Genomic DNA, 12,255 nt, shown 5'->3' with positions numbered 1-12,255 from the left:
TTCATATTTTCAACTCTTTACATTCGTTTTTTTGGGCAAGTAGCTCTACTTTTGATTCATCCACCTGCCTGCGTTTGGTACTAGAGAAGGAAAAGGTTAGTAATGGCAAGAAAAGGGTTTACCTATAAATTAAAGGATTTCTATTCTTTAGGTTGTTCAGATTCGTTGAACATATATGAGGTTTGCAAATTGGGAATTATCAATCGACTGACCTTGATATGCATTCTTCTGGCTCTATTATTAATTACAGTTAATCTTAGCATCGGAAATTATCAGGGAATCCTGATTGACATACTTGCGATTCTTACTGTTTTAATTCCGGTACTCACCCTCAATTACTTTCATAAATACAGAGCTGCTGAATATGTTTTCCTGTGGGGAATTCATTTGGCTGTAGTTGCTGGAGCTATTCATGCAGCCTTCGAAAACAGACCCAATGAAATCGAATTATTGTTGATCCCAAGTGCAATTGCAGTGGTTATTCTCATTGACGGGTTTGGCCAATGGTTGTTGTTTATTAGTAATCTAATGGCATTTTTGATTTTGAAATATTTTATAGCTGGATTGGATAATTTGGGGTATATCAAGTTGGTGGCTATTGTTGCCATTGCATATACTGGTATTTACTATTTCGTTATTCAATTTAAAACTCAACTCATTCGAGCTTTACACAAAACAGAAAGGTTGAATGAAGAATTGATTGAAAAGGAAAAGGCACTGACCGAATCCAACTTATCAAAAGATAAGTTGTTTTCTATTGTAGCGCATGACCTAAGGTCGCCTTTGGGCTTGATTCAAAGCTTGCTTGACCCTTCTCTGATCAATAGCTTAGACCGTCAGAAATTTATGGATTATCAAGCGACTATTCGGTCTAGGTTCAAAGTGTTGCAAGAGAATATGAATAACCTATTGGCATGGGCTCAATCTCAATTGGGTAATTCTAAACGAATCGTTTCTCATTTTGATCTCGTGACCGAAGTCGTTAAGATCATTGACCTTTTTGAAGAGATGACAGCTTCCAAACAAATAAAAATGATAAGAATAGGAAAGGAAGAAAGGATGGTGAATTTGGATAAAAACCATCTGAATATCATTTTAAGAAATTTGGTTCACAATGCTATTAAATTTACTCCTGAGAATGGCGCTATCGATATCAATATAGAAGAGCACGCTGGCGCCACGTTAATTCAAATCATCGATTCTGGGAAGGGAGTAAATGATGAGATGAAAACAAAAATATTAAATTCAAAATTGATGGAATCGGGGATTGGTACACAAGGAGAAAGAGGGTCAGGAGTAGGACTTAGTTTCTGTCAGGAATTGATCAAGAAGAATAAGGGAGAATTAAGGATAATAGATAATTCTTCCGGAGGTGCAATATTCGAAGTACGTTTTCCTACCATTTGATCCTTTTAAATAGTCAATCGAGTTAAAAAAGGAATGAAGCAAACCAGCGTTAATCTATTTCATATTCCAGTTGTGGATCTTCTCCATCAGATTCAAGAACGATATCAATATACTTACGATTTTCAGAAGCACGTCATACTATTAGAGAATGAATCTAGGGAGGTATTAGGGCAAATCAGGTTGCCCTTGCACTTGATAATAAATGATCAACTCGAAATAGTGAATGAGTGTGCTCAGGTACTGTATTTAAGTGTTGAATCGGGTAATGCGGCAATATGTGTCATGGAAGGGAAAACTAATATATATCACACTACATTCTCGGCTTATATGACACGAAAGAAACAAGGTGTCAGTCAAATCAAATACCTGAATAAAAAAGGAAAATCAAGAGCAGGTTCAAGAGTTCGGTTGGCCAAAACGATTGAGTTTTTCGAAAACATCAATTCAACCTTGACTGAATTACTTGTAAACCACGTAATAGATAGAATTGCACTCAACTGTAGTACTACATTAATACCATATCTACATCAATCCAAAGTGCCGTGTCCATTTGAGAAGAAAGATGATCGTTTGTACAAAATACCGCTTCATATCTCTCAATCAAATTTCACCAATCTAGATAAGGCGATCAAAAAACTCATGGCACCCATGCTGCTTTATGATATTCGGTTTAAGGAGCGATTTGAAGGATTTGAAAATTGTTAATCTCTTGTTAATGATGAGAGAAATTAGAAGCTAAAATTGAAAATAACTGATCTTACAGAAATTCAAATAAACTCAAAATCATGCGCTATTTCGGATTTCTAATTTTAATACTCGTTTTATCGTCTCCGCTGATTGGGCAAGAATCTATTCAGATGGGACAAACTCATACCATTTCTTCGAAATTTCTAAATGAAGAAAGAGGCGTTCAAGTGTACCTACCAAAAGGTTATAAAGTCACTGATAAGCAATATCCTACTCTTTATATATTAGATGGCCAATGGTATTTCTTCAATGGTGTAGCCATTCAAGAATCTATGAGGGGCGAGTACTTGCTTCCAGAGATGATTGTTGTTGGAGTACTGATGGACAGACCAGGCAGAAATGAGACCCTCAATAAGCAATGGGATGAATTCAAAAGCTTTATTCAATTGGAGTTAGTGCCATTTGTTGATAAAAACTTTAGAACTACTCAAGAAAACATTCTGTTTGGTTGGGAAAACGCCGGTTTCATGGCGTGTGAATTGATCTTAGATAAAGAAAGTGTATTTGATGGAGCTATAGCTTCTAATGGTGCTTACATTGATGATAATATGCTCCAACCGTTTGACTCTTTAAACGAAGAGAGATATCTGTTTCTGGCTAATTCCACCAAAGATATTTATACTGTTTCTTACTCCGATCAAGCAGCTCAATTTCTTGAGAATGCTAAATCTGATAATCTAATTTGGGAGTATCGACAATTTAATGATGAAACTCATGAGGCTTTGACAAATGTCTCTCTCTACCAGGGACTTAAGTTCTATTACCGCAATTTCGCTTCATTGACATTCAGTAGTATTGATGAATTCAATGCTGTAGGTGGAATTCCTTATGTAGAGTCTTATTTTAAATCAAGAGGAGAGCGTTTCCATTTACCAACAGAAGTTGATGAGGGCACTAAAAATACACTGATATGGATGGCTTGGAAACAGGACCAATTTGAAGCATTTGACCTGCTAATGAAGGAGTTTTCTGATGTACTTGAAACAAAGCGCTATGCATCAGCCTATTGGCAAAATCGATTAGCACAATTCTATCTAAAGAACCACGCTTTTGAGGATGCTATTAAGTATTTCGAACAGGGGATTACAAATTATCCGGAAGAAAAATATTTAGCTAAAATGTATCGTGGGCTTGGTCAAGCCTATTTGGGCCTAGGACAAAAGAAATTAGCTAGATCTAAGTATAAACAGGCCATAAAAAAAGCTCAAGAAAACGATGATCCTGACTTAGAAAAGTATCAATCAGAACTAAAAAGTCTAGGGTGAAAAACTGAAGGTGCGGGGTTTATCTAGTTTTGTCAGCTACTTTTGTAGGGAATCAAAATTGAACAATGGATATTTCAGTGCTAGTAGAACAATTATCTGGAGAATTAGATGACCAGGCTTTCAAAGCCTCAGACCTCTTGGCCCAGAAAAATTCAACCGAAGTAGTTAGTGAAATGGTTAAGCTGCTCGAGCATTCGAATGATGAATCTAAAATACTAGCGGCTCGGACCTTGGGCTTGATTGAAAGTAATAGTGAAGCACTAGACGCATTACTTGAAGCCATTGATAAGAACCCAAAAATTGCAGGAGAATTGCTCGTTCATCTCGACGGTTTTGATCTTAGCGAAAAGTATGTGGCTCTTTTTAAGCTATCACTGTTCGGTAGTTTTAAAGTGTCCTCGGTAGCGCAGGATCTATTGGATCACAAGGAGTTTAACATTACACCGAGAGTCCTAAAAAAAGCAAAAAAAGCCTGGCATCATTATGAAAATAATGTAAAACATGATGAACTATTTGATCTAAAGAAGATGGAAGTGGAAGAACTTCTAGCTGACCTGCAAAGCTTTATAGATAGTGAGTAGCATGGCGATATTAAAAAACTCCTACTGGGACTCCCTTTCTGACAAATTTTATAGCGATCAATCGCCAACTCCGGTTGAGAATCCTGAGACCATTTGTTTCAATCCAGAATTAGCTGAGACATTGGAACTACCCAAAGAGTTGTCTAATCCAGAATTGGCTCTTGAATACCTTTCTGGCAAAGAAGTGCTAAAAGGAACCCATCCTATAGCACAAGCTTATGCAGGTCATCAATTTGGACAATTTACTATGCTTGGAGATGGACGTGCCATTTTGCTGGGAGAACAAGTGGTTGACGGCCATCTTTTTGACATCCAACTTAAAGGGGCGGGCGTTACCAAGTACTCGAGAAGAGGGGATGGTCGAGCCACTTTGTCCTCCATGTTGCGCGAATATTTGATGAGTGAAGCCATGTTTCACTTGGGTATAAATACCACAAGGAGTTTGGCGGTTATGAAAACCGGAGAGCCAGTCTATAGAGAACAGGTGAATGATGGTGCTGTACTTACCCGAATAGCGAAAAGTCATATTCGAGTAGGATCTTTTGAGTATGCAAGATACTACAGTGATGAACTGGAGGCTTTTACAAAATATGTGATTGAAAGACACGATGCAGACCTGTTGGGTCATGAAAACTATGTCATAGAGTTCTTGAAAAGTGTAATGAATAGGCAGGTTGAATTGATCGTGGACTGGATGCGAGTTGGTTTTATTCATGGGGTGATGAACACAGATAACATGTCGATAGCTGGAGAAACTATCGATTATGGTCCTTGTGCATTCATGAATGCCTATCACCCAAAAACTGTTTTTAGCTCAATCGATCGTCAAGGACGCTATGCTTTTGGTAATCAGCCACATATAGCGCATTGGAATTTGGCCATTTTAGCTAATTCACTATTGCCTTTGATTCATGCGAATGAGAAAATAGCCGTTGCTCAGGCTGAAGAAGTGATTCAGTCATTTCCTCAGAAGTACACTGAAAAATACCAACGTATGATGCGTCAAAAGCTTGGACTTGTAAAGGTTGAGCATTCAGATCAACAATTGGTGCAAGATTTACTGAATCTGTTAGAAAAGCATCAGGTGGATTACACTAATTTCTTTACTTCCTTAAGGTTTCATTCTATAGAAGAAAAACTGCAATCGGACGCAGAATTCAAAGCTTGGCATTCTCGTTGGCAAGAGGCTTTTAATCGGACTAATAATCAAAGTGAAGGTTCTGTGTTAATGGAACAAAGTAATCCTGTAATTATACCACGAAATCATTTAGTAGAGGATGTTTTGAAAAGAGCCACAGAAGGAGATATGAGTCCTTTTAATGCATTGATGATTAAGTTTTCGAACCCATATAAGCCTCAAGAATCTCAGCTTGTGCCATCTGAATTTGACGGCTCCTATCAGACTTTCTGCGGTACTTAAATCAGAACCATTTCTAATAGCTATTTGAGAGCTTAAGAATTAGATTATCTTTGATTAGATACAACGACCTATGAAAAAGATAATATACACATTCCTTGCCTTTGGCACTTTAGTTTCTTGTTCCAACGAGAATCAGTCTGATGAATTAAGCACACGCCAATATGTTGATGTAGCTGGATTAGATCCGAATACCAAACCAGGTGATAATTTTTTCAATCATGTCAATGGACTTTGGCATGATACCGCCAGAATAGCTGATGATCAATCTGGGGTTGGGTCTTATCGCTTTTTGAATATTCCACAGAAAATGCTCTTGCAAGATATTTTAGAAGAGCTGTCTACAGGTGAGTTTTCCAAAGGAAGTAATGAGCAACTGGTCGGAGATTTTTACGCTTCAGGCATGGATATCTCGCGAATTAATCAGTTGGGTTTCGAGCCAATCAAACCGCATTTAGAAAAAATAGAAAAGATAGAGGATGTATCAGGACTCATGTCATTTGTTGCTAGTGAATTAAAGGCAAGTGTATATTCCATTATTAGTCTGGGGATATATCCCGATCAAGCCAATAGCAAAATCAACATTGCCCATTTTGGTCAAACTGGTTTGGGCCTGCCAGACCGAGATTATTATTTTAAGACAGATTCTTCTTCGGTCGCTATTCAGCAGGCCTATCAAAAATATGTTCAAACGTTATTTGAATTGGTAGGATCTGAAAATGCACAGTCACAGGCAAAAACTGTATATGAAATTCAGAAACAGTTGGCAGCATCTCATAAAACAAGGATTGAAAGGAGGGATGTAAAGGCCAATTACAACAAATTATCACTAGCAAGCCTAGAAGAAAGACAACCGAATATCGGGTGGACGTCTCTATTCAATACGCTTGGGCTTGCAGCCGACTCCATTGACATGAGACAACCGGCTTATTATGACGAACTCAATGTCATGCTGAAATCTGTGCCGCTAGAGGACTGGAAAACATATTTACGAGCTGATATTTTAGTTAGCAATGCCAGTGTATTAAGTGAAGATTTTGAGAAGGCAGAATTTGAGTATACCAAAGTCTTGTCAGGCCAATCTAAACAAAAATCCAGGGCCGAAAGAATGGTTCAAATGGTTGATTGGCGATTGGGTTATGCGCTGGGGCAAGTTTATGTAAATCGTCATTTCAATGAAGAAGCGAAGAAACGAGCATTAGAATTGGTCAATAATCTTCAAAAAGCTTTCGAGATTAGAATTGATCAGTTGGATTGGATGAGTGACAGTACCAAACTAAAAGCCAAGGAAAAACTATATGCGATCACCAAGAAAATTGGTTATCCTGATGTTTGGAGAGAATACAAGGGTATTGATATCGATAAATCTAAATTTTTCGAAAATGTGGTTGAACTCAGGAAAGAACAATTCAGATTTGAATTGGCCAAACTAAATCAAGCGCCAAATAAAGAGGAATGGAGAACTACGCCGAGTACAGTTACGGCATACTATAGCCCTCCAGTGAATGAAATTGTTTTTCCTGCAGGCATCTTACAATATCCATATTTTGATCTCCATGCTGATGATGCCATTAATTATGGCGGAATAGGCATGGTGATTGGCCATGAACTGACCCATGCCTTTGATGACCAGGGAGCCCAATATGACAAAGACGGAAATGTAAAAAACTGGTGGACGGAAGAGGATTACAAAAGATTTAGAGAAAGGACTCAGAAAATGATTGATCTCTACAGTACATTTAAAGTACTAGATACGGTAGCGATAAAAGGAGCCCTAACCGTGGGTGAAAATACAGCGGACAATGGCGGAATAGCCATAGCCTATGATGCTTTTAAAATGACTGCCCAAGGCCAGGATACTACTCGAATCGATGGGTTTACGCCAGACCAACGCTTTTTCCTATCTGTGGCAAGAATCTGGAGAGTAAAAATGAGAGATGAATTTTTGAGAAACTATGTAGCGGTGGACCCTCATTCACCAGCGATGTGGAGAGTAAATGGCCCATTGATGAATGCCGATGCTTTTTATGAAGCATTTGATGTTCAACCAGAAGATAAAAACTACAAATCAAAATCTGAAAGAGTAGTAATTTGGTGATTCATGAAAAAGTATGAGAATTCTAGACTCATAGCACAATGACTTTTCTGATCCATTAGTCTCTAAATTTCGAATATTCGTCGAATTATATATTTATTGTGCTCACTACTTGTTTATTTTGAAATTGGTAGTAGCTCATAATATCAAATTGACTTGAAAAGGTTTTGAAATTATTGGCCAATCCACGACCACCATCCTTATTATCCCTATGAGAGAAAGGCCGCAAATGATGCGGCAATGAAAAAGTGATGACTATATTTAGTCAATTGTTGTAACTGGCAATATTTCAACCATGGTAAGAAAAATAATAGGTGCGTTAGCTATTCTTTTAGTAGCCTCCACAGCTCAGGCTCAAAATTCAATCGGGGTCAATACGGACACTCCCAACCCAAATGCAGCGATGGACATAAAACCCGTCGCGGGTCAGGCACAAGGGGTACTCATACCTAGACTGTCCACTGCAGAAAGAACAGGGATGTCTCTCGGAGCCGCAGACAACGGTCTAATGGTTTACGATGAAACTTTAGGCAGTTTATTCATTTGGAATGGGGTATGGAATCCTGTGGCCATTGAAGGGTCTACAGTAGTAACTGTTGATGGGTTCACAATCAACGGAGATGGAGGAATAACACCGTTGAGTGTGAATGTTGGAACGGGACCAGATCAGCTGATACAATTGGATGCGTCATCAAGACTTCCTGCAGTGGATGGCTCACAACTTACTGGGATTACACCCACCCTTAATCCTGGAGATGTTACCACAACAGAAATATTGGATGGTACAATCACAGGGACAGATATAGCGGGTGGAACCATTACAGATGGTAATATCAGCGATGTTGATTTTGGAAAAGTCACTAATATTCCTGTCAATTTGGATATTGATGCGACAGACGATCTTACTATCGCTGATCTAGGGAATGCGGCCGGTAATGTGGTACAACTGGATGGGTCTGCAAGACTTCCAGCGGTAGATGGCTCTCAATTGACTGGTGTGACGGCCACTATTGCTGCTGGGTCGGTGACTACAACCGAAATCGCTGATGCTACTATTACGGATGCGGATATCAATGATGTTGATTTTGTGAAAATCACCAACGTTCCGGTCAATCTTGATGTTGATGATACTGATGATCTTACTACTGCCAATTTAGGGGTTGCTGCGGGTAATGTAGTGCAGCTGGACGGTTCTGCAAGGCTTCCTGCAGTAGATGGATCTCAACTAACTAATCTTCCCCCTGCGGCAGTCAATGCGGATGGAACTACAGTCCTTGGAGACGGCGATGCAACGGCCCTGAATGTAAATGTGGGTATTGGTCCAAATCAGATCGTTCAATTGGATGCTTCTTCGAGACTACCTATTGTAGACGGTTCACAACTAACCAATCTACCAACAACTCCGGTTAATTCCGATGGAACTACTGTCCTTGGAGATGGTGATGCTACAGCCCTGAACGTAAATGTGGGTATTGGTCCAAATCAGATCGTTCAATTGGATGCTTCTTCGAGACTACCTATTGTAGACGGTTCACAACTTACCAATCTACCAACAACTCCAGTCAACTCCGATGGAACTACGGTTCTCGGAGATGGTGATGCCACTGCACTAAATGTAAATGTAGGTTTAGGCCCGAATCAGATTGTTCAATTGGATGCATCTTCTAGACTACCTAATGTAGATGGTTCGCAACTTACCAATCTACCAACAACTCCGGTTAATTCTGACGGAACTACCGTTCTGGGTGATGGTGATGCTACAGCGCTAAATGTAAATGTGGGTATTGGCCCCAATCAAATTGTTCAATTAGACGGAACGTCTAGATTACCTAATGTAGATGGTTCACAACTTACCAATCTACCAACAACTCCAGTCAACTCCGATGGAACTACGGTTCTAGGAGATGGCGATGCTACAGCACTAAATGTAAATGTAGGTGTAGGCCCGAATCAGATTGTTCAATTGGATGCATCTTCTAGATTACCTAATGTAGATGGTTCGCAGTTAACTAATTTACCAATCACTCCAGTCAACTCCGATGGAACCACAGTGCTAGGAGATGGCGATGCTACGGCATTAAATGTAAATGTAGGCGTAGGCCCCAATCAAATTGTTCAGTTAGATGGTACGTCAAGACTGCCAGTTGTTGATGGCTCTCAGTTAACAAATGTTGTGGCCACTAATGTGACTAATGTGTCAAGTGAAACGGCTGCGGACGTGGCTGCTGCCACAGCTGAAAGTAAGGATATTGGATTAGTTTCGCACCCACTGATAACTGACAATCAACCACATTTATCTGCCACGTTACAAGTAGGGTCTGAAGTGAATAATTTGAATGTTTTGAATGGATTGTCAGCCGGTACAACAGACTTGGGCACATTCACTAATGGAATTATTACACCTAGTACTAATATCAAAACAGCCTTGCAGGATCTTGAAAACGCGGTGGATGGCGCTACTTTATCTAGTGGAAACGGCGTGACAGTTTCTGGGTCAAATATTGATTTAGGCGGAGTACTTTCAGCTTCTACCAATGTTACTACAGGTGCAGGTACAGACTTAATTGTAGATGGAGCAGGTCAGCTGGATGTAGACGCCATTGCTGACTTTAGTGCACAATCTAACTTTTCTAATATTAATGTGACCGGAGGTGCCATTACTGGATCTAGCTTAACGCAGGTTGATAATGTTTTTGCCTTGGAGGATGAAGGAACCGGCAATACTGCTGCTTTCGAATTAAGTGCATTGACAGCAGCTCAACTGTACTCTTTGCCTGATGCAAGTGGACAAATTGCTTTGACAAGTGATATTGCAGGAGCTAGCTTATGGGCGGATAATGCTGGTGACATCAATTATGCAGCTGGGAATGTTGGTATCGGGACAGTGATTCCTAAGTCTTCCCTCCAAGTGGACCAATCCATAGGGCTATCTCATTTTGAGAATGCCACAGCAACTGTCAATGGTGATTTTATTGGTTCTGATCTTTATGCCGATAAGACAAATGTTACTGATAATGACCTGTTAAGAAATTCAGGTGCTCAGGGTAGTTTCATTTTCTTCGAAAATGGACAAATTTCCTTCCATCATACCCCTTCAGGACCTGCTGATGGAGTATTGGACCTTGCTAATGATATTCAATCATCTTTGACACTTTACAATGATGGCTCTGCTGAATTTGATGAAATGGTTGCATTCAATTCTAATGAAGCTATTGTACTACCAGCAGGTTCTAGTATTGAAAGAGATGCCATTGCATCTCCAGTTTCGGGTATGCTGAGGTTTAATTTTGATGATTCTCAATTTGAAGGTTATAACGGTAGTGTATGGACTGGCCTAGGCTCATCTTCGTTTTCAAATATTAATACCCCTATCACTTTTGACGGAGATGCATCGGGTGTTATACAAGTATTACCACCTTCTAGTGGGCAGGGCGGAGTTCTTCATCTGCAATCAGGAGATGCTGCAGGTGGTAGTGGAGCAGATGGGGGCAATGTGGTCTTGCAACCAGGTTTTGGAGATGGGATTGGCTTTGATGGGTTAATAGATTTACAGGGTGATGCATATATGCATGCTGGGACCATTTATTCTTCAGGTGTTGACCATGACATATTTGTCGAAGGAGCTTCCGGAACTGTAGGAAATAATCTATCGGTTAGAGCAGGAGATGGAGATTCTGGTTTTAATGGAGGTAATTTGATTTTAGCACCTGGTACAGGTATAGGCAATCCAGGTCATATTCAAATGGATGCCAATACTGCTTTGGTATTACCACGAGGAAATGATATAGAACGAAGCGGAATCATTGCTCCGATGGACGGTATGATTAGATACAGTACTGAAGGTGGGTCTGAAGGTTTTGAAGGAAGGGTATTAGGTGCCTGGCAGCCGCTTGGTGGTGGTGGAAGCATTACTGGAGCGGCAAATGGATTAAATGTAAATGGTAGCAATATAGAATTGGGTGGCTCACTTACCACATCCACTGAAATTTCTGTAAATGGAAATGAATTTTCGATCAGAAGGGGATCTCCAACTAATGCACCCACCATGCACGTGTATAATGATAATGGGTCGAATGGTACTGGAGGTAATATTGTTTTTGATGGAGCGAATAGTTCAGCTGTTCAGACAGAGATAGGTAAAATAGAAACAAGATTTACCAATAATACAGTTGGAGTAGAAGCTTCAGAATTGGTAATGAGTGTGAAAATGAGTGGGTCATTGATTGAAGGATTGCGAATTGATGATGTAGGAGAAGTAAATGCTAATGCCTATAAGTACAATAGTCCAGTCACTAAATACTATGGGATTCCCCCAATTGCATTTAATTTGACTAGGCAAAGTGGGACTGGAGATAACGTCCTCGAGTCAAATGCAGGTAGCTCAATTTTTGTAAAATCTGCTGCATCAGAATTGGGTGCAGAAATTTCGGCACCTGTAAATTTACCTGATGGAGCTGTTATTCAAGCGGTTGAAATCTTTGGTCGAAATCAAGCTGGACATGATGCTACAGCTCATTTTGTTGCGAAATCGTATTCAACGGCGGTTACTTTTGATGATACCGTAATTATCCCTGATGGGACAACTGGTATTGCAGGTTTTAATATAGGTGCCTCTGTAGGAAAGGTAATCGACAATAGTTCGAACAACTACTTTATTTATATCGAAATACCAACAAGTGTAGGGCCTACTGCCGATTTCTCTGGAGCACGTATTACTTACACTATGGACTACGTAGATTAAAA

The 12,255-nt window shown here is 39.7% G+C and carries 7 protein-coding genes; all 7 read left to right on the top strand.

Annotated elements, in window-relative coordinates:
* Positions 1–102: 102 nt before the first annotated feature.
* The 7 genes from R8N23_RS12345 to R8N23_RS12315 all read left to right on the top strand — a co-directional run bounded on the left by R8N23_RS12345 (position 103) and on the right by R8N23_RS12315 (position 12,253).
* The gene (locus R8N23_RS12345) at positions 103–1,407 is read left to right on the top strand and encodes a HAMP domain-containing sensor histidine kinase (RefSeq protein WP_318171910.1); all 1,305 of its coding nucleotides are present in this window, start codon (positions 103–105) and stop codon (positions 1,405–1,407) included.
* Positions 1,408–1,440: 33 nt separating this feature from the next.
* On the top strand, positions 1,441–2,112 hold the full coding sequence (locus R8N23_RS12340) for a hypothetical protein (protein WP_318171909.1): 672 nt from the start codon (positions 1,441–1,443) through the stop codon (positions 2,110–2,112).
* 152 nt (positions 2,113–2,264) lie between these two features.
* Complete coding sequence (locus R8N23_RS12335; RefSeq protein ID WP_318171908.1) at positions 2,265–3,419, top strand: alpha/beta hydrolase-fold protein; 1,155 nt, start codon at positions 2,265–2,267, stop codon at positions 3,417–3,419.
* A gap of 65 nt (positions 3,420–3,484) precedes the next feature.
* Positions 3,485–4,000, top strand: a complete 516-nt coding sequence (locus R8N23_RS12330) for a HEAT repeat domain-containing protein (protein WP_318171907.1) — start codon at positions 3,485–3,487, stop codon at positions 3,998–4,000.
* 1 nt (position 4,001) lies between these two features.
* Positions 4,002–5,420 (top strand): protein adenylyltransferase SelO, encoded by a 1,419-nt coding sequence (locus R8N23_RS12325; protein WP_318171906.1) that lies wholly within the window; start codon positions 4,002–4,004, stop codon positions 5,418–5,420.
* Positions 5,421–5,490: 70 nt separating this feature from the next.
* Complete coding sequence (locus tag R8N23_RS12320; RefSeq protein ID WP_318171905.1) at positions 5,491–7,515, top strand: M13 family metallopeptidase; 2,025 nt, start codon at positions 5,491–5,493, stop codon at positions 7,513–7,515.
* A gap of 292 nt (positions 7,516–7,807) precedes the next feature.
* Positions 7,808–12,253 (top strand): hypothetical protein, encoded by a 4,446-nt coding sequence (locus R8N23_RS12315; protein ID WP_318171904.1) that lies wholly within the window; start codon positions 7,808–7,810, stop codon positions 12,251–12,253.
* Positions 12,254–12,255: the final 2 nt, after the last annotated feature.

The sequence above is a fragment of the Reichenbachiella sp. genome (genome assembly GCF_033344935.1).
Classification (GTDB): Bacteria; Bacteroidota; Bacteroidia; order Cytophagales; family Cyclobacteriaceae; genus Reichenbachiella.
This window is presented reverse-complemented; position numbering and strand designations above follow the sequence as displayed.